This is a genomic window from Nitrosovibrio tenuis (assembly GCF_900109785.1).
In the GTDB taxonomy this organism is placed as follows: domain Bacteria; phylum Pseudomonadota; class Gammaproteobacteria; order Burkholderiales; family Nitrosomonadaceae; genus Nitrosospira; species Nitrosospira tenuis_A.
On sequence record NZ_FOBH01000010.1, the window covers coordinates 13635 to 33822 of the forward strand.

Annotated in this window: 18 protein-coding genes and 1 tRNA gene; 13 read left to right on the top strand and 6 right to left on the bottom strand. The window is 51.9% G+C overall.

Annotated elements, in window-relative coordinates; all coding sequences use genetic code 11:
* Positions 1–4: 4 nt before the first annotated feature.
* A complete protein-coding gene (gene rnr, locus BMX00_RS11285; protein ID WP_090829129.1) occupies positions 5–2182 on the bottom strand; it encodes a ribonuclease R in 2178 nt (725 codons plus the stop codon).
* Between the two features lie 59 nt (positions 2183–2241).
* On the opposite strand from rnr, the gene BMX00_RS11290 reads away from it, so the two are divergent.
* From BMX00_RS11290 to BMX00_RS11315, 5 genes are all read left to right on the top strand, one after another.
* Positions 2242–2328 (top strand) — tRNA-Leu (locus BMX00_RS11290).
* 775 nt (positions 2329–3103) lie between these two features.
* A complete protein-coding gene (locus tag BMX00_RS11300; RefSeq protein ID WP_090829131.1) occupies positions 3104–3898 on the top strand; it encodes a PEP-CTERM/exosortase system-associated acyltransferase in 795 nt (264 codons plus the stop codon).
* A 129-nt stretch (positions 3899–4027) separates the two neighbouring features.
* Positions 4028–4474 carry a type 2 periplasmic-binding domain-containing protein gene (locus BMX00_RS11305; protein ID WP_342707156.1) on the top strand — a complete coding sequence of 149 codons (447 nt, stop codon included), beginning with the start codon at positions 4028–4030 and terminating at the stop codon, positions 4472–4474.
* A gap of 43 nt (positions 4475–4517) precedes the next feature.
* On the top strand, positions 4518–5699 hold the full coding sequence (locus BMX00_RS11310) for an OprO/OprP family phosphate-selective porin (protein ID WP_245728022.1): 1182 nt from the start codon (positions 4518–4520) through the stop codon (positions 5697–5699).
* Between the two features lie 9 nt (positions 5700–5708).
* Positions 5709–8621, top strand: coding sequence for a bifunctional diguanylate cyclase/phosphodiesterase (locus BMX00_RS11315; protein WP_090829133.1), 2913 nt, complete (start codon positions 5709–5711; stop codon positions 8619–8621).
* Between the two features lie 225 nt (positions 8622–8846).
* On the opposite strand, the gene aroC is transcribed toward BMX00_RS11315, so the two are convergent.
* Entirely contained in the window at positions 8847–9950 is a 1104-nt protein-coding gene (aroC, locus tag BMX00_RS11320; protein WP_090829134.1) for a chorismate synthase, read from the bottom strand.
* Between the two features lie 23 nt (positions 9951–9973).
* Between aroC and BMX00_RS11325 the strand changes: the two genes are divergently transcribed.
* On the top strand, positions 9974–11086 hold the full coding sequence (locus BMX00_RS11325; protein ID WP_245728023.1) for a zinc-dependent alcohol dehydrogenase family protein: 1113 nt from the start codon (positions 9974–9976) through the stop codon (positions 11084–11086).
* A 48-nt stretch (positions 11087–11134) separates the two neighbouring features.
* On the opposite strand, the gene BMX00_RS11330 is transcribed toward BMX00_RS11325, so the two are convergent.
* On the bottom strand, positions 11135–12652 hold the full coding sequence (locus BMX00_RS11330; protein ID WP_090829136.1) for a M17 family metallopeptidase: 1518 nt from the start codon (positions 12650–12652) through the stop codon (positions 11135–11137).
* Positions 12653–12743: 91 nt separating this feature from the next.
* Between BMX00_RS11330 and BMX00_RS11335 the strand changes: the two genes are divergently transcribed.
* Both BMX00_RS11335 and BMX00_RS11340 read left to right on the top strand, forming a co-directional pair.
* Positions 12744–13538, top strand: coding sequence for a thymidylate synthase (locus tag BMX00_RS11335; protein ID WP_090829137.1), 795 nt, complete (start codon positions 12744–12746; stop codon positions 13536–13538).
* On the top strand, positions 13535–14056 hold the full coding sequence (locus BMX00_RS11340) for a dihydrofolate reductase (RefSeq protein ID WP_090829138.1): 522 nt from the start codon (positions 13535–13537) through the stop codon (positions 14054–14056). Before BMX00_RS11335 ends, BMX00_RS11340 begins: the two co-directional genes overlap by 4 nt.
* Positions 14057–14128: 72 nt before the next feature.
* On the opposite strand, the gene BMX00_RS11345 is transcribed toward BMX00_RS11340, so the two are convergent.
* Entirely contained in the window at positions 14129–15304 is a 1176-nt protein-coding gene (locus BMX00_RS11345; RefSeq protein WP_090829139.1) for a type III PLP-dependent enzyme, read from the bottom strand.
* A 127-nt stretch (positions 15305–15431) separates the two neighbouring features.
* Between BMX00_RS11345 and BMX00_RS11350 the strand changes: the two genes are divergently transcribed.
* The 5 genes from BMX00_RS11350 (at position 15432) to BMX00_RS14905 (ending at position 19610) form a co-directional block, all read left to right on the top strand.
* Complete coding sequence (locus BMX00_RS11350; protein ID WP_090829140.1) at positions 15432–15647, top strand: hypothetical protein; 216 nt, start codon at positions 15432–15434, stop codon at positions 15645–15647.
* 568 nt (positions 15648–16215) lie between these two features.
* Entirely contained in the window at positions 16216–17349 is a 1134-nt protein-coding gene (locus BMX00_RS11355; protein ID WP_090829141.1) for an MlaE family ABC transporter permease, read from the top strand.
* On the top strand, positions 17346–18128 hold the full coding sequence (locus BMX00_RS11360) for an ABC transporter ATP-binding protein (protein WP_090829142.1): 783 nt from the start codon (positions 17346–17348) through the stop codon (positions 18126–18128). The genes BMX00_RS11355 and BMX00_RS11360 overlap by 4 nt, the downstream gene beginning before the upstream one ends.
* Positions 18121–19047: an MlaD family protein gene (locus tag BMX00_RS11365; RefSeq protein ID WP_090829143.1), complete on the top strand. Its 927-nt coding sequence runs from the start codon at positions 18121–18123 to the stop codon at positions 19045–19047. The genes BMX00_RS11360 and BMX00_RS11365 overlap by 8 nt, the downstream gene beginning before the upstream one ends.
* The gene (locus BMX00_RS14905) at positions 19044–19610 is read left to right on the top strand and encodes an ABC-type transport auxiliary lipoprotein family protein (protein WP_245728024.1); all 567 of its coding nucleotides are present in this window, start codon (positions 19044–19046) and stop codon (positions 19608–19610) included. The genes BMX00_RS11365 and BMX00_RS14905 overlap by 4 nt, the downstream gene beginning before the upstream one ends.
* Before the next feature lie 191 nt (positions 19611–19801).
* Here the strand turns inward: BMX00_RS14905 and BMX00_RS14910 are convergent, their stop codons facing one another.
* The gene (locus tag BMX00_RS14910; protein ID WP_281245906.1) at positions 19802–20056 is read right to left on the bottom strand and encodes a TMEM175 family protein; all 255 of its coding nucleotides are present in this window, start codon (positions 20054–20056) and stop codon (positions 19802–19804) included.
* Entirely contained in the window at positions 20047–20142 is a 96-nt protein-coding gene (locus tag BMX00_RS14995) for a TMEM175 family protein (RefSeq protein WP_281245907.1), read from the bottom strand. The genes BMX00_RS14910 and BMX00_RS14995 overlap by 10 nt, the downstream gene beginning before the upstream one ends.
* Between the last annotated feature and the right edge of the window lie 46 nt (positions 20143–20188).

Sequence of the window (20188 nt, forward strand, 5' to 3'; positions counted from 1 at the left end):
AGCGTTATCTGTGGTTATCTGCGGCCAGGACGAAATCAATCTTGCTGGCTTCCAGATCGACGCGAACCAGTTTGACCCTGATTCGGTCTCCAAGACGGTAGCGCCTGCCGCTGCGCTCACCCAGCAGCATGTGCTTTGCAGCATCGAAATGGAAATAATCGCTGGGCAACTCCGAAATATGGACCAGCCCTTCCACATAAATCCCGTCCAGTGCCACAAAAAGCCCGAAACCGGTCACACCGCTAATAACACCATCGAAATCTTCACCGATTCTGTCCTGCATGTAATAGCATTTGAGCCAGGACTCTACGTCCCGGCTGGCATCATCCGCACGGCGCTCTGTTTGTGAGCAGTGTTCGCCCAGCTCATGCCAGTCGCCGGGAGAATATACTGAACTGTTCAGTACCGCTTTGATCGCGCGGTGGACAAGCAGATCAGGGTAACGTCTGATAGGTGAAGTAAAATGCGTGTAAGACTCGTATGCAAGACCAAAGTGACCAATATTGTCGGGGCTATAAACCGCCTGGCTCAAGGATCGCAACATCACTGTTTGCAACAGTTGCGCATCGGGCCTATCCTTGATTTTAGCCAGCGTTCTCGCGTAATCCTTGGCGGTGGGCTGATTCCCTCCGCCTAGCTGCACACCGAATTCCTTGAGAAAATCGCGCAAGGCAACCAGCTTTTCCGGTGTAGGTCCTTCATGGATGCGATAGAGGGTTGGTTGCTTGTGCTTCTGCAGGAAATCCGATGCGCATACGTTCGCCGCAAGCATGCATTCTTCGATCAAACGGTGGGCATCGTTGCGCTTTACCGGAAGAATACGCTCGATTTTCCCCTGATCGTTGAAAATCATCTGGGTTTCAATGGTCTCGAAATCGATCGCTCCTCGCTTCTTTCTGGCTTTCAGCAACACCTTGAATAATTTGTAAAGGAGCTGGATACCAGGAAGAAGGCTTTCGTAATGCCTGGCCTCCTCACCCTTCGGATCCTCCAGCATCGCGGCCACCTTGGTATAAGTAAGCCGGGCATGGGAATGCATTACCGCTTGAAAAAAACGGTACTCGCGGAAATTGCCGGCATCATCCAGGCTCATCTCGCAAACCATGCATAAACGATCCACCTGCGGATTAAGCGAACACAGCCCATTGGAAAGCACTTCCGGCAGCATCGGAATGACGCGCCGCGGAAAGTAAACCGAGTTACCCCGGTTGAACGCCTCCCGATCGAGCACATCAAGAGGGCGTACATAATGACTGACGTCAGCGATTGCAACATATAATTTGTATCCCTTTCCGTCGCGCTCGCAATACACTGCATCATCAAAGTCTCGTGCCGTCTCACCATCTATAGTGACGAGCGGCAAATGCCGAAGATCCTCCCTGTTCGTTAGCTCTCTCTTTTGCACAGCGCCGGGGAATTTGGCGGATAGTTTTTCGATCTCCGGAGAAAACTGGTGCGGCAGATCGTGCTTGCGCAGCGCAATTTCAATCTCCATGCCTGGTGCGGTGTAATTCCCGACCACCTCGATGATGCGGCCGATAGGTTGCGCATGCTTGCTCGGCTGTTGAATGATCTCTACCATCACTATCTGGCCCGCATTGGCGCCCATGGATTCTTCCCGGGGTATCAGGATATCCTGGCTGATGCGCTTGTTTTCCGCCTCCACATAAAGAACACCGTGGTCGGCATGAAGCCTTCCGACCAACTGTGTCACACCCCGTTCAAGCACTTCGACAATAGTGCCTTCCCTGCGGCCGCGGCGATCCACGCCTGTTTCGCGCACCATGACATGGTCACCGTGCAATACTTTATGCATTTCCTTGGCGCTCAGAAACAGATCCGGGCTGCCATCATCAGGTATCAGAAAGCCGAAGCCGTCCGCATGCCCCTGAACCCTGCCTTTGATAAGATCGAGCTTTTCGACCACGCAGATATCGCCCTTGCGGTTACGCATGATCTGTCCTTCGCGTAACATTGCAGAAAGGCGGCGGTCGAAAATTTCGTTTTCTTCTTCGGAGATCTGAAGCAGATCATGCAGCGCTTTCTCATTGACGGGAATTCCCTGCTCTTTCAGAATTTGCAGTATGAATTCCCGGCTCGGCAGCGCGTGTGTGTAACGCTCTTTCTCGCGCTGAAGATAAGGATCAAGGTCGCGGAGTTTGTGTTTCTTCTTAATTGACAAAGCGACGGTTTCCTATAAAATTGCGCCTCTGTCCCCAACCCGGGACCACTCTCTCCATTGCCCAGATGGCGGAATTGGTAGACGCACTAGGTTCAGGTCCTAGCGGTGGCAACACTGTGGAGGTTCGAGTCCTCTTCTGGGCACCATACTTAAACACGTCCGCATTTTTCCCGTAAAGACGCAGCGCTCCAGCTTCTGGAGCCGGGGATTTCTGAAATTCAGCGCCGCAAAGACCCCAACTCGTCCAATTATAGCAGTCAAGTAATGGAACTTCTGATAAATCCCTTGCGCCATGGGCGAAAACAGATCAGTCTGAAAATGTTGTTTGCGTAAATACACTATCGAAAACGTCATCTTGATTTCTTTGACACCAGCCACAGCTATTGGTCGGCGACGGTTCCGATAATTCCTAGCTGTAAAATCTTACAGCTACTCATGAATCTCAATCCGTGGTCATATAGCGGTGTCCATTGGCTCGGGTCAGCAGAGAATCGCTGAGTATTCCTCAGACCATTGCCATAAAACCTACCGGCCAGAAACGGAAAACAAAAAGATGAATCCGTATAATGCGTGCCGCAATAAAGTGAAGCAGATTCTCGCCGTTAATATCCAGTCTTCCATCCGATTTCTACCGCCACATACGGAAAATCAATTTTTCCAAAATTCTCTCATAAGTGCAGCAGTGCGCGCGTTAGACCCTATTTCCCCAAACGCATGGATAATTGCCCTTTATTCCCGCAATGGAGAGTTTATGCATCAGTTATCCTGTGAGCCGTCGTTGGAAACCTCTGCCAGAAGCTCCTCCATACCCGTTGCAGTGGGAGCGGAATAAATGTGCTCAAACGCAGGCTGCATCCAACTGATGGTGATTACACACGGTAGTAAATTCGCATTTTAACTAAAGTGACTTGAGTCCTATTAATGAACGACGTGGTTGCCGCCTTTAACGAATACTTTGAAATTATCGATGCCAATTCCCCGGAATTGTTATGTAAGGTTTTTCAACTGCGCTATCAGGTTCTTTGTATCGAGCAACGGGCCCCCGGTTTTGAGGCCGCAAGCTATCCCGAGAACATGGAAAGCGACGACTATGACCGCCATTCATCGCACATTTTACTGCGGCATCGCCCATCCGGTGAATTTGTTGGAACTGCGCGGTTGATACAATCGGATCCTCTTGATTCAAATAAATTGTTTCCTACGGAACTGCATACCCGATTTGATCCCGCGCTGATGGATACCAGCAAATTGCCGCGGCAAAACACTGGAGAGATATCGCGTTTGGTCGTTGTACGCCGGTTCAGCCGGCGAAGAGATGAACTACTCCACGCTTTGGAGAATGGAACGCGCGTCGAAAAATGGTCCCCCACGGTTCAACGTCGCTTCCCCCACCCCATGTTGGCGCTTGCCGTCGGCATTATCCGCATGTCGGTCGAACACAATATCAACCACTGGTTGTCGGTTATGGAACCTGCCTTGAATAGATTACTGGGACTTTATGGGTTACAGCTCGACCCTGTTGGACCGATAATCGATCACCATGGCTTTCGCCGTCCCTATTACACCGATTTAGCCCAAATGTTGGAAAGGATGTATACAAACCACTACCAGTTTTGGCAGTTGGTTACCGATTACGGCAGAGTACGGCCGGCGTCTGCGAAGCGGTCGCGAGAAGCTTCATCGGTACAATATACAAAAACCCAAACCCTGGAATAGAACACCTCAGGGGCAAGCTCCACCTATCCGTGCATTTCAAGATTGGCAGTCCAATTCATTTTCTACCGGGCAGCCCGCGCTCAGCCGATTTCAATGTATCAAAAGAATGCCAGATAAATAATACCAATTGTGACAATTAACAGAAATTCTGGCCGTTATCTCTTCCTGGTATGCCTGTTGCTCAGCATATTTGCTCCACGCATTGCGTCGGCAACTGAGCCCTACGAGGTCATAGCCAACCCCAGCGTTGCCGAGAAAACGCTTTCCAAGACTTCCTTGCGTGCCATCTTCGGCATGCGCCTTCACACCTGGTCGGACGGCACGGCCATCAGGGTGTTTGTGATGGCCGATGATGCCCCTTTGCATGCTGCTTTTTCCAAGGAAAAGCTCAACGTTTTTCCATACCAACTGCGTTCGGCCTGGGATCGGCTGGTATTTTCAGGTACAGGCCAGGCGCCCGATACTGTAGCTTCCCCCGAAGAAATGCTCGCACGGGTTGCCGGTACGCCCGGGGCAATCGGTTATTTAACCAAATCCAAAACAGATGGCCGAGTCAATGTACTCCAGATCAAATAGCCGCCGGCGCGCACGCTTTTCGTGGCTTACAGGGCTGATTGCCATGTCGACTCTTTTTTGGGGCGGTGGCGCTAACGCTCAAAAACTGCCAATGCCACAAAATCTGCCGCAGAATCTGCAAATTCATGGTTTCGCCAGCCAATCCTGGTTGAAAAGTTCGGATAATAATGTGTTTGGGAAAAGCAGCTCGGATAGCGGAAGCTTTGATTTCCGGGAACTCGGGCTGAATGCTTCGATGCGGCCCTTGACCAATTTGCAATTCTCGGTGCAAGGGCTGTCCCGCTGGGCGGGCAAGGGCAGCACCGGCAATATCCGGCTCGATTATGGGTTCGTGGACTATACCTATTACACCGGAGAAAACGGTCAACTGGGAATACGCCTGGGCAGAATGAAAAATCCCTTGGGTTTTTATAATGACACACGCGATGTTCCTTTCACGCGGCCGAGCATTCTGCTGCCTCAATCCATTTATTTTGACCGTACACGCAAGCTCGCCATCGCTGCGGACGGCATGCATTTATATGGCGAATACCGCTCGGATCTGGGTGACATTTCCTTCCAGGGCGGGGTTGTACGCCCACTGGTCCGTGGAACAGAAGCTGAGGCAGCGGTGTTCGGCAGACTATTTTCCGGCCACCTGACGCCGGAGATATCCTATGTCAGCCGGGTGAACTACGAACTCGATGGCGGGCGTATTCGCTTTGCAGTAAGTGCTACTCAGCTTAATATGGGCTTCTCTCCAGGGACGGGAGACGTCCTCAAAGACGGTTCGGTTCGCTTTACCCCACTGGTTTTCTCCGCGCAGTATAACGCGGAGCGCTGGAGCCTCACTGCAGAATATGCTTTAAGACACCTTGAATACAAGAACTTCGGTCCAGCTCTGCCCAACATGGATTTTACCGGAGAAAGCTATTATTTCCAGGGAGCTTATCGCATTACCCCGGAGTGGGAAGGGATCGTCCGCTACGATGTTCTGTATACCGATGGCAGCGATCCCCATGGGACGAAGTGGGCGGCGGCAAGGGCAGGACGCCAGGCCTACAACCGTTTCGCCAAGGATATCACTGTCGGTCTGCGCTGGAGCATTACGCCGGAGTTCATGCTCCGTGCGGAATATCATCGTGTGAATGGGACCGGCTGGCTCTCCACGCTCGATAATCCCGTTTCCAGTGACCTGGCTCAACACTGGAATCTATTCTCCATCCTCGGTTCTTACCGCTTCTAGCCCAACCTGATGGGAAAGAATCCACAAAAAGGCATGGTTCAGCTTGGCGGCATCGCAAACCCTGACCGAAAGTTTCTTGGCCTCAAGTGGAAAGTTTTATTGTTAAGCAGCCTGATATTGATCGCTATCGTCGTTTCGTTCACCGCGATTACATACCGAAGCTTAATGCATGACTTTGAGAATCAAAGAGACGTGCAGCATCAGCGTTATGCCCGCGAAGTTGAGGGGTTAATTGATCAGATCTCACAGAATTTGCATCAGCTCGCCCAATTGATCCCTTTTTTGGAAGGGATGAATACCGCTTTGCTCGCAAATAACGGGGCGAACATCGCTCAAACATTCGATCCCTACTGGGCGCCCTTGCAGCTTAACAAGGATATCGAAATGATCCGTTTTTATGACAGCGCCAATCGGCTCCTGGCGAATTGGGGACATTCGGAATCTTATGCTGAAGAAAATGTAATGCTGGGCTGGGTCGGAAAAGCCAATGCGAGAGAGCAGCCTATCAGCCCCCTCAGTTGTGAGAAAAGCTGTACGCAATTCGCCGTGACGCCATTGCTGGTGGAGGGGAATAATGTGGGCGTTGTCGTGATAGGAATTCCCCTGGTCGATGTCGTTCTGGGATTCAAGGATATTTCAGGATCGCATATCGGCTTGCTGCTGAAAGAACAGGGTAACAGGGCCAGTAGTAGCGATATGAGGATCGCAAATTGGAATTTTCAGGTCGCGGCGCACAGCAGGGAGATGAACGTTGCAATTCTCAATAAAGCCGCTGAGCTATACAGGGATTTCGATAGCCTGGAACCGGGTGTTCAGGTTTTCTGGAACAACCAGTACTTTCAGGTAAAACCGCTACGCCTGGAAAAAATTGGTGCCTTGGATAAAGCGAAGCTGATAGTCGTCTCCGATATCACCTCCACAATACGCACCATTCAAGGCTCGACACAGCAGAGCGTCATGATAGGACTGGTGGGGCTCATACTGTCCGAAATCCTGTTGTTTGTCATCCTTACAAAGCCGTTATCCCGGCTCAAGCACATCGTTTTTACCCTACCGCTGCTCGCTCGCAGTAGTTTTCAGGATTTTCGTACCGCACTTTATTCCGACAATCAGAAACAATTGCTTAAAGATGAAATTGATATGCTGGACGAAACAGCGGTCGCCCTGTCTTATCAGCTCGAAAAACTCGAAGAGCAGGTCGCCGACAGGACGCGGATATTGGCGAGAAAAATGGATGAATTGAGCAAAGAGAGGGACTTCATTACACATCTGCTGGATATAGCGCAGGTGATTGTGATTACGCAAAATGCAAATGGTGAAATCCTCACATTAAATGCGCACGGCGAAACACTCATTCAATACGCAGAAAAGGAGCTGAAAGGAAAGCCGTTCATCAGTCTTTTCGCTCTTGACGGGAATCTGCACGATCTAAGCACTCATCTTGAGGAAATACGCGGCGAGCGAAGAGATCAACTGCGCCACGAAGCCAATATTTTGGGTAAGGACACATCGGTAAGAAATATCCTTTGGCTGCATTCCCGCTTGACGCGGCATACAGCCGATGACCCGGCGATATTATCGGTCGGCCTTGATATGACGGAACACAAACGGGCAGAAGGCCGGCTTGCCTGGCTGGCCGATCATGACCCGCTGACCGATTTGTTTAACCGCCGCCGGTTTCAGGAAGAGCTGGAACAGATGCTGAATCTCGCCGCCCGCTACAAACATTCGGGCGCACTGCTCTTTTTCGACTTGGACCAGTTCAAGTATATCAACGATACAAGCGGACACCAGGCGGGCGATGCGTTACTGAAGATGGTTGCGCGCATGTTGCTCAGCAGTATCCGCAACGTGGATATACTCGGGCGTCTGGGGGGAGATGAATTCGCGGTAATTTTGCCCCAAACCACTGCGGAAGGTGCAATAGAAGTGGCAAAAAACGCCCTTGCGTGCCTGAGCCAGGGAAAGATATCCGTAAACGGCCGAACCCACAAGGCACTTGCCAGCATAGGCATCGCACTCTTTCCCGAGCATGGAAACAATGTACATGATCTGCTGGCAGCGGCGGACCTGGCGATGTATCAGGCCAAGGAAGCGGGACGGGGGGGATGGCACCTGTTTTCCAATGAGGAGAAGACCCGGGAGCGCATGCATACCCTCGTATATTGGAAGGAAAAAATCGAGTATGCCCTTTTGCATGATCAGTTTTTGTTCCACTTCCAGCCCATCATGCATATTAGAGACAAGACCATCGATCACTATGAGGTGCTGCTGCGCATGATCGATGATGACGGGACAGTGCTGGCTCCTCATCTTTTTATACCGGCGGCGGAACAAACTGGACTTATTCATGCCATCGATCACATGGTATTGAGAAAATCCATTGCGCACTCAGCACAAATCCAGCATCGCGGGCAGCGCGTCCGATTCTCGATAAACTTGTCGGCCCATGCGTTTCATGATCCAGAGTTGTTATCAATCCTGAACGAGGCCTTTAGCCACTATGACGCAGATCCGTCAAACTTTATGTTCGAAATAACCGAAACGGCAGCGTTGGAGGATTTGCCCGCGGCGAAGGAACTCATGCAAACGATTAAAAAACTCGGTTGCAGTTTTACGCTGGATGATTTCGGCGTCGGATTTTCCTCCTTCTATTACATCAGGCAGCTTCCGATTGACGTTGTGAAGATCGACGGCTCGTTCATCCGCAATCTGGCCGATAGTCCGGATGATCAGATCCTGGTCAAAGCCCTGTGCGATGTGGCGAGAGGGTTCGGGAAGAAGACAACGGCCGAGTTCGTGGAAACTGCGGCTACGCTTTCTGTGCTGGAAAATATGCAGATCGACTATGCCCAGGGATTCCTTATAGGCATCCCTGCCTCGGCCGATGAATCACCTTTCAGGGATTATTTAAAGGTATAGCCCCAGGCACTGATACAACGATCAATCCGAGTAAGCGCCTGGGACGGATAAGGAGGAAGGAGGATAAGGAGGAAGGAAGCATACGCGACTGAAGCCCGAAGTTCCTCCCCTGGCTTTCCCCTCAATCAAGCGGGAACATTACTTGAATATCGAGCCCTTCAGAAGTTTGGAGGTTTCGAGTCTTCCGGATAATAGTAAAAATCGGCTGATATTAAATCGAGGCGGCTAACCAGCCGTCTTGCCAGGGATTTTCGGTGTCGTACACATGACTTCCGCATTTTGCGCACGATGGCGCAAGGCATGGTCCATCAGTACCAGCGCCAACATTGCTTCAGCGATGGGAGTCGCGCGAATACCAACGCAGGGGTCGTGTCTGCCGTGAGTTTCAACTATCACCGGATTGCCAGCCTTATCTATCGAGCGTCGCGCAAGGCGAATACTGGAAGTGGGTTTGACGGCGATATTCACAACGATATCCTGGCCGCTGGAGATGCCCCCGAGTATGCCCCCAGCGTTATTGCTCAGAAATCCCTCTGGCGTGATCTCATCGGAGTGTTCAGTCCCTTTCTGAGCCACCGCCGCAAACCCGGCACCGATTTCCACCCCCTTGACGGCATTGATGCTCATCATCGCATACGCAATTTCCGCATCCAGGCGATCGTACACTGGCTCACCCCAGCCGACCGGCACACCTTCCGCTACTACGGCGATTTTAGCGCCCACCGAATCACCCGATTTCCTCAGCTTATCCATGAATTCTTCCAGACGGGGAACCACGTCCGCATTAGCGGCAAAAAATGCGTTCTGAGTAACCGCTTTCCATTGTTTGAATGGAATTTCGATTGGTCCCAATTGCGACATATAGCCGCGTATGACCACACCATATTTCATGAATAGCCATTTTTTCGCAATAGCGGCTGCCGCAACCCTTACGGCGGTTTCGCGGGCTGAAGAGCGTCCCCCGCCGCGGTAATCACGTATCCCATACTTCTGCCAGTAGACGTAGTCCGCATGGCCGGGACGGAACGCGTCCATGATTTTATTATAATCCTTGCTGCGTTGATCTTCGTTGCGGATCAGCAGCGCGATAGGTGTTCCCGTGGTTTTGCCCTCGAACACGCCAGATAGAATCTCCACTGTGTCAGTTTCACGCCGCTGGGTTACATGGCGTGAAGTACCGGGCTTCCGGCGATCCAGATCTCGCTGGATATCCTCTACGGACAATTCCATCCCCGGCGGGCACCCGTCCACTACGCAACCGATGGCTGGACCGTGGGACTCGCCAAATGAGGTCACGCAAAACAGCTTACCAAGCGTATTGCCGGACATTTTATTTCTCTCGTAAAATCAAGGTGTCAAGTTTAACATATCCCCGTTTGGCGCTATCGCGTTCCCTGCACCGGCATTTCGGCCACCGCCCCAACGGGAAACTCATAATACATACCGCGATAAAGGAAAAAATCATGAGAGCCGTGCTGATGAACACTCCGGGTGATCCGGATGTATTAAAAATTGCCGACGTATCGAAACCCGGAATCACCGATGCATCCGATGTACTGGTAAAGCTCCATGCCGCCGGCGTGAACCCCATCGATACCAAAGTGCGTAGACTCAATATGTACTACCCCGGCAATTTGCCTTCGATCCTCGGTTGCGATGGCGCCGGGGTAGTGGAAGCGATCGGCAGTTCGGTCACACGCGTGCGGCCAGGCGATGAGGTATTTTTCTTCAACAATGGTTTGGGCGGCGCACCAGGCACTTATGCCGAATACACAGTCGTGCGGGAAGATTATCTTGCGCTGAAACCCAAAAACATTTCCATGCTGGAAGCCGCCGGCATACCGCTGGCATTGATTACGGCATGGGAAGGCCTGCTGGACCGCGGCGATTTGCAGAAGGGCCAGTCAACGCTGATCCACGCGGGGGCGGGCGGCGTTGGTCATATTGCAATTCAGCTTGCCCGTTACTTCGATTCGCGCGTGGCAACCACGGTTTCAGGTCCCCAAAAGGCGGTGTTTGTGCGGTCCCTGGGCGCGGACCTGGCGATCAACTATAGCCAGCAGGATTTTGTTGAAGCCGTGATGGATTGGACCAGCGGCTCGGGTGTACAGCTCACGCTGGATACGGTGGGCGGAGAAACGTTCTGCAAATCATTCGCTGCAACCCAGCTATACGGCCGGATCGTGACACTCCTATCGGCCGGCTGCGACAGCAAATATACCAATACGGCACGACTGCGCAACCTGATCATCGGGTATGTGCAAATGACGGCTCCGCTCTACTTCGGCTTGCATTCCAGGCGCGTCGAACAAACCCGGATACTTGAGCGCGGCGCAAAACTATTCGAGCAGGGTATCCTCAAAATTCATATAAATCATGCGCTGCCGCTGCAAGATGCTGCCGAAGCTCATCGGCTGATCGAAACCGGCCACACGACCGGCAAGATCATATTGCAAATTGACTGACCGGACATAAACTTGGCCATGAATTTCAAGAAGTTCATCCTTAAACAATTATCCCTTGGAAGAGGCAATCGAATTATCTGCCGGAGAGCCGCCGCACAGGTACGCCAGCATATCAATTCCCCACGCCACCCCGAAGCCGGTAACGTCGCTTCCGACGGCCCCCAACCCGCCCTTGTTATTGCTCGCGGAGAGGTCCATATGCAACCAGGGCAAATCGTCCACGAACCGGTTGAGAAATCGGGCAGCGAGAATGTGATCGGCTTCGCCCTCCAGTGTGCACTGCTTGATGTCCGCGATTTTACTTTCGAGCTCCACGTCATAGTCGGCATCGGACGGAAACGCCCAGATTCGCTCGCCGCTTGATTTCCCTGCAGCTAAGGCCTTTTGCACCAGATCATCCCGGTTGCTGAAAATCCCGCTGTAGCGGGATCCGAGCGCTGTATGCATGCTCCCGGTCAATGTCGCGAAATCAATCATTACGTCGGGTTTCTCGCGCGCCGCCAGAGTCAGCGTATCCGCCAGTACCATCCGGCCTTCGGCATCGGTATGGATAATTTCGATCGTAGTTCCATTTAATGCGGGGATGACATCGTTTTGCTTATAAGCATGAGGACTGATGAGATTTTGGGCAATGGCGAGCCAACAATCGATATTTACCGGGATATTGGCGCGCGTTGCAGCCGTGAGCAATCCCAGCGCTACTGCCGAACCATTCATATCCTCGTTCATTCCATGCATGTGCCGGGCGGGTTTCAAATTGTGGCCCCCGGTATCGAAGCAGATGCCTTTGCCAACCAGCGCTACGGTTTTCGCCGCATTCTTGACCCGGCGCTGCAAATGCACAATGGCAGCGTCTTCCGTATCGCTGCCCTGTGCCACGGCGATAAATGCACCCGCACCTATCTTGCGCAGTGCGTTAACATCGAGTTCAGTATGCTTCCAGCCTTCACTGCTTGCGAGCTTGGAGAGACGTTTGCGATAAAGTGATGGGGTAAGTTCATTGGGAGGCAGCACCGTCAGTTCGCGGGTGAGCAGATTGCCTTCCGCTTTGGCCTTCAATAGCGCAAAACTGTCCGGCTCGTCATATCCATGCAGTACAATATGAGCAAGCGGCCGTGCCTCTGCACCTCTTCTGTCGGTTTTCCGCGATGGTAACAGGGCGCCGTTAACCCACGCCGTATATATCGCCAGTTGTACGAGAGCGTGCTTCTCACCGCTATTACCGTAAACCACAAGATGAATTTCCGCAGGGCTTTCCTCCAACAACAATTGCACCGCTTTCCGCATGGCTGTCTGCTGGTCGAATACGGATTTGCTTGAATCGACCATGGCCCAGACGCATAATGCGCCGTTTTCAAGGTTGCCGGCAATCGGTGTATTGCTGATTTCCCCTGGCTGCATCTCGCGACGCATCAATATGGCTTCCAGTACACCTGTACCAAAAACCTCGGGTTTATCGGAAAGCTTATCCGGTAATTTATCCAGCTTGGGAAGCACAGCCAGAATGTGCTTAGCCATGGTAGACATGGTGAGCGGCGATGCATGCTGTATAAGCGTTGCGAGCATTGACGGCTATCCCTTAGCAAGAAAATTTGCGATAAGTATAGGCCATTTTTCCCTCTGGCTGCACGGCAGCCTCTTCAGGTTTTGACTATCTATGCGCCAATATCTTGAACTCATGCAACGTGTGCTCGAGCATGGATATAAAAAATCCGACCGCACGGGCACGGGGACACTCTCCATATTTGGTCACCAGATGCGGTTCGACCTCGCCGAAGGCTTTCCGCTCGTTACGACTAAAAAATGCCACTTGAAGTCCATCATTTATGAGCTGCTATGGTTTCTGCAAGGTGATACCAACATAAAGTTTCTTAATGAACATGGGGTTTCTATCTGGAACGAGTGGGCCGACGAAAACGGCGAGCTGGGTCCGATTTACGGGCACCAATGGCGTTCGTGGGACAGCGTTGGCGGCGGGCATATCGATCAGATTGCGCAAGTCATCGAGCAGATCAGGAATACCCCCGACTCACGGCGCATCGTAGTGTCATCCTGGAATGTCGGCGAATTGCATGAGATGAGATTGCCACCGTGTCATGCTCTTTTCCAGTTTTATGTTGCCGATGGAAAACTCTCCTGCCAGCTTTATCAGCGCAGCGCCGATATTTTCCTGGGTGTGCCGTTCAATATCGCTTCCTATGCGCTGCTCACCCTCATGGTGGCTCAAAGCTGCAACTTGAAACCGGGGGATTTCGTGCACACCTTCGGCGACGCGCACCTTTATCTCAACCATCTTGCCCAGGCACGCGAACAATTAGGGCGGGAACCAAGAAAACTGCCGATAATGAAGTTAAATCCCGCAATCCATGACATTTTTGATTTCAGGTACGAAGATTTCACTTTGGAAGGTTATGACCCGCATCCGGCAATCAAGGCGCCGGTGGCGGTATGAGGCCGCGCCTTTCCGCTCTTGTGGCGATGGCATGGAACCGCGTCATCGGCAAGAATAACGCATTGCCCTGGCGGCTGCCTGCTGATCTGAAGCACTTCAAAACCCTTACGATGGGCCATCCCATCATCATGGGGCGTAAAACCTATGAATCGATCGGCAGGCCGCTGCCAGGACGGATCTGTATTATTGTCACACGTCAATCAGGGTACGCGGTCAATGACGCGCTCGTGGTAAATTCGATCGCTGAAGCGCTGGAAGCCTGTAACAATGTCATCGGCGGTCGGGTCGCGGATAGAGAAAGCTTTGTCATAGGCGGCGCGGAAATATTTCGCCAAACCTTGCCGATGTGTGACAGGTTATATATTACCGAGATTCAGAGGGATTTCGAGGGGGACGTGCTGTTTCCCGAATTCAACTATGCAGAATGGATTGAAGTCTCACGCGAGAAACATTTGGATGACAGCGGGCTGGAATATCACTTTGTCGTGTTTGACCGTACAACCGATCCGAAAAAATGATGGCGGGACAAGCTTCTGCCCCGCCATCTATTTTTATTTGATCAGGTTCTGCTTTTACGCTAACTCCTCTCTTTACAACACCATTACGTCTGGTAGCGGAAAGCCGTTGAAGTTGCTGGCGTAGGCCGTAGTGTATGCACCGGCATTGGGGACATAGATGAAATCGCCTTCCTGCATATCTTCCGGCAGCATCTCGTCGCGCATGAGGATATCGACCGAATCGCAGGTCGGTCCGGCAATGGCCCATTGGATGTTGAGCCCCTTGCGGTCCGACAGAATCTCATAACGGAGGCCTTCCGTAACCTCGATTAAACCACCAAACACGCCTGCGTCCCAGTACATCCAGCGCTTGCCGTTTCGCGTCGCAGTACCCTCTACGCGGCAGACGAAATAAGCAGCATCGGATACGAGATAACGCCCCGGTTCGGCCATAATGCGGATATCTTCCGGAAAATCCGCGATGGCCTCGTTCACCACCTCTCCGATTATTTCTATCGACGGGATGGGCTTGACGTGACGCACGGGATAGCCACCGCCGATATTCAGCAAACGCGGCGTCAGACCCACATGACGCATGTCCGCAAATACCTTTTTAGCCCGTTCGATGCCTACTCTCCAGTTCTGGGGATTGCGACACTGCGACCCTACGTGAAATGTAACCCCTGCAAGATCAGCCTTAAGTTTTGCCGCTTCATTGATGATGTCTTTGATCTCGGCCGCATGCGTGCCAAATTTCCCCGCGAGCGGCCAGTCGCTGCCGATGTTTGGCGTGTCAATGCGCACATACATCTTTGCGTTCGGCTTGACGCTCACTATTTTGCGCAACTCTTCCACGCTATCCAGCACATACCACTCCACACCTTTGGACGCGGCATATTCGAGATAAGCCCGGGATTTTATTGGATTGCTGTAATAAATCTCGGCAGCTGGCACCCCGATGCCAAGCAATAGGTCGAGTTCGGAGATAGAGGCAATTTCAAATCCGACGTTTTCCTCGATCAGCGTCTTGAGTACGCGCGGATCAGGATTCGCCTTGACTGCATAGTGGGGATGCACCCGTGGCATCGCAACTTTGAAACGGCGGGCTTTGTCACGGACGATGTTGCTGTCTACGAGCAGGAACGGCTTGGTGTAGCCATTTTTCAGGGCTGCCTGGACATGCTTAAAATCCAGACGGACTTCGGGGTGGGTGTCGAATACTTCTTCGGCCTCTACTTCTTGACGTAGAGCGGTGGTGCGCATTTGCATGAGAGTCGTCCTTGAAAAGTTGCTACGTAACGGGAATATGGATATTTACCAGATCAGCCGCACCGAAGTAGTTTGCTTTGCTTTTCATGATGACCTCCTGTTTCTGAGTTAACACGCCGGAAAAATTATGCGGATTATAGACTGCATGCCGTGGGAATCAAGCGTTTTTTTCACTCTGGAAAAAAATGATTTCATCCGCCCGGGATTCCGCCACAAACCCATCCGGCATCACCCCGCCGTTGTTATTGCCGTGCTTGAAATGCCGTGCTTGAAATTGAAGAAATATGTGGAGGCTATTGACGAAATAACAACCACAAGTTGTGCTGAGGCTGAGACGGTCTGATATTAATAGGCGGTGTACGTGCTTGTGTTTGCAAAACACATTCGCAAGGAGAACATGTGTCTATTAAGTCTTTCACGTGTTATCCGCCAATGCATTGCTTGATCCGAAAATACCCTATCGTGCTATTACAACCGAAGCACAGGCGGAAGAAAACACTGTTGAACATCCCCCACAATTGCCCAGAATAACGGTAGCGGGTTTGATAAGGCACAAGCGGACTCGAATTCGACTTGATGAAAGGTGAAGGCTGGCTGCTCGGGAAGCGCGCACTTTCAGTTTACTTTACCCGGTTGTTAAAATTGATAACATATTTTATCAACAATGCAGGATCGTTAACTTATTGCTCCATTTTCATCGCGCCCTGTAATCTTGTGATTTTCTGTTTCTGCTCTACAAATAGAAAAAGGACTGGAATTCAGATCGTGAAATTCTGTATGAAGTAACGGTGGGATCATCCATCCTAAGATAATCAGTCGAAACTTCGACCTCGTTCGAAGAAGAGGTCTGGGACATTTCGCGGCATCCAAGCTAACCAACTTTGCCGTAACTAAGGGGGACAGCATTCTTAATGGTTGATGAGGCGATAATCAACGCTGAAAAGCCTGTCCTGATACTCCCAAAGGAATCCGGTGGCAAGCTGGTAGTGCTAGTTGGGCCATGGAGTCTGCGCACACTAGTGGCAGACCCGGCACTTCGCCAGTCCATTAAAAAACTCGCCGTTGACATGGATAAACAATGGGATATCAGCCAAATCGAACGGCTGGACAGTGCGGCCGCTTTTCTGCTCTGGCAGGCCTGGGGTGAAAAACTGCCGGCGGATCTGATCATGCGCCCTGAACACCGGCGATTATTCGAATATTGCCACTACCGTAAAATTCCGACCCAGCCCACGCTATCCAATCTTGCCGAGGTGTTGCGCTATGGGCAGGTGCCGCTCCGGGGATTTTATCAACACATGCGCGCCTGGCTGACTTTGTTCGGCAGGTTGATTGTTGATTCTGTTTATTTGTTTCGGCATCCCCGCGCCACGCCCTATAAGGAAATCTCGTCAACGATTTATAAGGCTGGTGTCAGCGCCCTGGGCATCACTGCGTTGGTCGGCTTCCTGGTCGGCATCTCGATAAGTTATCTTTCTTCACTGCAACTGCAACGGTTCGGCGCGGAAATTTACATTATCGACCTGCTCGGGCTCAGCATCATACGGGAACTGGGGCCGATGCTTACGGCTATTTTGGTCGCTGGCCGTTCCGGTTCGGCCATGACCGCCGAAATCGGCATCATGCGCGTTACCCAAGAACTCGACGCTCTGGCGGCGCTCGGTATTTCTCATTCATTGCGGCTGGTTTTGCCGAAAGTGATCGCGTTGTCCATAGCCTTGCCATTGCTGATCGTCTGGACCGATGCGATGGCCTTGATCGGCGGCATGGTCTCCGCGCAACTGACGCTGGATATCGGTTATCAGCAATTTCTCGATCAACTGCCCAAGGCGGTGCCAATCGTTAATTTTTATATCGGTCTAGCCAAGGGGGTTACGTTTGGCATGATGATCGCCATGATCGCCTGCCATTACGGCTTTTCGATCAAGCCCAACACCGAGAGTCTGGGAAATGAAACCACACATTCCGTAGTAGTGACAATCACCGTGGTGATTTTGATGGATGCCCTGTTTTCCATTCTGTTCAAAAATGTGGGGTTTCCGTGAAAAAATCTTGCGCCGTGGAGCTTGAGCACATCTGGACTTATTTCGGCGAACAATTGATTCATCAGGATATCAGTTTTTGTCTTGAAAACGGCGAAATACTTGGACTGGTGGGTGCGTCCGGCAGCGGTAAGACCACTTTGCTGCGCGAGATAATTGGTCTGGAAACACCCAGCCGGGGCAGCCTGAAAGTCTTGGGTGAGCCAGTCCAGGAAGCCTCCGCTATCGAATGCAGGCAGCGGCGCAATGATACCGGCGTATTATTTCAGAACGGGGCGTTGTTCAGCGCCTTGAACATTTTTGACAACATCGCATTTCCACTGCGGGAACTGCATATCGGCGACGAGGAACTGGTCTCGCAAATGGTGTTCATGAAGCTGGCGATGGTGGGACTGAAAACGCGTGACGCCATGCTCAAACCGTCCGAATTGTCCGGCGGCATGGTCAAACGTGCCGCCTTGGCCCGGGCCCTGATTCTGGAACCTCAATTGTTATTATTGGACGAGCCGACTTCAGGACTCGATCCCATCTCTGGCGAGGCTTTCGTCACCCTGCTGCGGCAACTGCATCAAGAACTTGATTTCACGGTGATCATGGTCACGCACGATTTGCATATTTTGCGGGATTTATGCATGAAAATAGGGGTACTGGCAGAACATCGACTGGTCGCGTTGGACACGCTGGACAAGGTGCTCGCCTGCGACCATCCTTTTGTTCAGGAATTTTTTCATGGCAATCGTGCGCAGCTGATATTCAGTTCAATGGAGGCAGGTCATGGGTAAAGACAGCTTTGCTGTAATGACCGGATTGTTCATGGCAACACTAATCATTGGTATTGTCATCATTGTTAATTGGCTCGGCGGTGGCCAGCATCAAACGCATACCTATGTGGCCGCGACCCACGACTCGGTGACCGGACTCAAGGCCGGTTCCACCGTTTACTACCGCGGTATCGACGTCGGGAAGGTCAGCGCCGTACGTTTCGACACAAATGATCCCGGCGTGATCGTCGTGCCGATGGAAGTGGATAGCGTAGTGCGATTTACCCGCGGCGTTTATGCGACATTGGAGCTTCAGGGCGTGACCGGGTTGACGCGAATAGCCCTCAAGGATAGCGGCGACAATCCTGAAACGCTGCCGAGCGGCGAACATCCCGACACCCGCATTCCGATCAAGCCCTCGCTTATCGATCGGTTATCGGATGCTGGTGAGGATACGGTCAAAGAAACCCATGAACTCGTACTCAGGCTGAATCAGCTCCTGGATAAAAACAATATCCATCAAATGAAACAGATTCTGATCAATATCGAATCCGCCACGGGCCGGTTCAACACATTGCAGAACAGCGCCGACAGAGCCCTGACCCAAGTGCCGGCGCTAACGGCGGATGCGCGTCGCGCGCTGTCCGAGGTAAATGAACTGACCGATGAATTCAAGCAATTGAGCCGGCAAATGCGGCAAGAACTGACAGCGCTTTCCCAACAATCAGGCGAACTAATGCAAGCCGGCACTTCCGTAGGTCAACAACTACTGCAAACAACCATGCCGAGAGCCAACGCTCTCATGCTGCAGATGCAGGTCGCCATACATCGTTTCGATCGCGTGGTGACAATGCTTGAAACCGATCCGCAAGCCTTTTTACTGGGGGCCGAACCCCTGTCACACGGACCCGGCGAACCGGGATTCAAGGCAACGCAATGACACGATCACCTGGCTTGATAGCGATAACATTGATGGCAACGGTTTCCGCTTGCAGCATCGGTGCCAACCACGGCTTGCCGGTAAGGCACGATCTAGGCCCGATGGCAATATCCATGGCGCAAGGCACCGCGGTTACACTCGATGCGCCGGTCTGGCTATGGGATGAGCGGATACGCTACCGCTTGCTTTACGAAGATGCAACCGTCATCCGCTATTACAATTCGGATCGCTGGGAAGCGCCGCTCCCAGCTTTATTGGAACGTCGCTTGACGATAAACGGTAAACGGCCGTTCACGGTACAGATAAAACTGACGCAGTTCGAACAACAATTTGAAACTTCGAATCAGGCACGCGTTGTCATGAGTCTGATGGTTAGCGCTCTCGCTGCGAGAGATTATCGGCTGATTGCCAACCGCTCGTTTAATCTGTCACAAAACACTGTTTCGCCGGATGCCGCCGGGGCAATCGCGGGCTTTGTCACATTGACCGAACAGGCTAAAGCTGACATTCAAGCCTGGCTGGAGACTTTGTCCGATACAGAAAGAGCCGTACGGCAGCCTTGACCCGACTTGTATGTAATAGCGGGCTCTGTTGCAAAAAAAGACCAAACCAGAACTATTGCCCTTGGTCTGATTGATAGACACTAAAGATGTCTTTCCTTTAAAGTCTTGACCAACCGCCTTAGCCAGCTGCGAATCCTTTGCCTGAAACCTGATGAGTGCAAGCTCCAGGATGGAATAGGCGATGGCACCCATTAACAGAACCGTGCCATAAACCGCCCGGCAATGTGGAAAAGTGATTTTCGCCCATCCAGCCGGTGACAAATGGGGGAAGAGAAAGCCAGAAAAGCAGGTGCAGATTGGCCCACAGAATGGGTCCATTTATCTTCTTGTACGGCATGAAACAGGTGGTGGTGATTGTTCCAGTAAATGCCGACATAGACCAAGCTGAGCACGTAGCTAATAAATACCGGAATTAGGTGGTGCAGTGCCAGCAAGATCATCTCCATGCGGCACCCCTCATTTCCAGCACCATGATGGTGATGATGGCAGCAATGACACCGTCGCTGAACGCTTCCAGTCGATTTTTTACCATCAACCATTCGCGTCGGGACGCTTGCCTGAGCGCGAAACATTCCCTG

What these genes read in the sequence shown, in the direction of transcription:
- BMX00_RS11300 (WP_090829131.1), top strand. Translation starts at nt 3,104, where the DNA reads ATGAACGACGTGGTTGCCGCCTTTAACGAATACTTTGAAATTATCGAT.
- BMX00_RS11310 (WP_245728022.1), top strand. Translation starts at nt 4,518, where the DNA reads ATGTCGACTCTTTTTTGGGGCGGTGGCGCTAACGCTCAAAAACTGCCA.
- BMX00_RS11315 (WP_090829133.1), top strand. Translation starts at nt 5,709, where the DNA reads ATGGGAAAGAATCCACAAAAAGGCATGGTTCAGCTTGGCGGCATCGCA.
- aroC (WP_090829134.1), bottom strand. Translation starts at nt 9,950, where the DNA reads ATGTCCGGCAATACGCTTGGTAAGCTGTTTTGCGTGACCTCATTTGGC.
- BMX00_RS11330 (WP_090829136.1), bottom strand. Translation starts at nt 12,652, where the DNA reads ATGCTCGCAACGCTTATACAGCATGCATCGCCGCTCACCATGTCTACC.
- BMX00_RS11335 (WP_090829137.1), top strand. Translation starts at nt 12,744, where the DNA reads ATGCGCCAATATCTTGAACTCATGCAACGTGTGCTCGAGCATGGATAT.
- BMX00_RS11340 (WP_090829138.1), top strand. Translation starts at nt 13,535, where the DNA reads ATGAGGCCGCGCCTTTCCGCTCTTGTGGCGATGGCATGGAACCGCGTC.
- BMX00_RS11345 (WP_090829139.1), bottom strand. Translation starts at nt 15,304, where the DNA reads ATGCAAATGCGCACCACCGCTCTACGTCAAGAAGTAGAGGCCGAAGAA.
- BMX00_RS11350 (WP_090829140.1), top strand. Translation starts at nt 15,432, where the DNA reads ATGCGGATTATAGACTGCATGCCGTGGGAATCAAGCGTTTTTTTCACT.
- BMX00_RS11355 (WP_090829141.1), top strand. Translation starts at nt 16,216, where the DNA reads ATGGTTGATGAGGCGATAATCAACGCTGAAAAGCCTGTCCTGATACTC.
- BMX00_RS11365 (WP_090829143.1), top strand. Translation starts at nt 18,121, where the DNA reads ATGGGTAAAGACAGCTTTGCTGTAATGACCGGATTGTTCATGGCAACA.
- BMX00_RS14905 (WP_245728024.1), top strand. Translation starts at nt 19,044, where the DNA reads ATGACACGATCACCTGGCTTGATAGCGATAACATTGATGGCAACGGTT.
- BMX00_RS14910 (WP_281245906.1), bottom strand. Translation starts at nt 20,056, where the DNA reads ATGGAGATGATCTTGCTGGCACTGCACCACCTAATTCCGGTATTTATT.
- BMX00_RS14995 (WP_281245907.1), bottom strand. Translation starts at nt 20,142, where the DNA reads ATGGTAAAAAATCGACTGGAAGCGTTCAGCGACGGTGTCATTGCTGCC.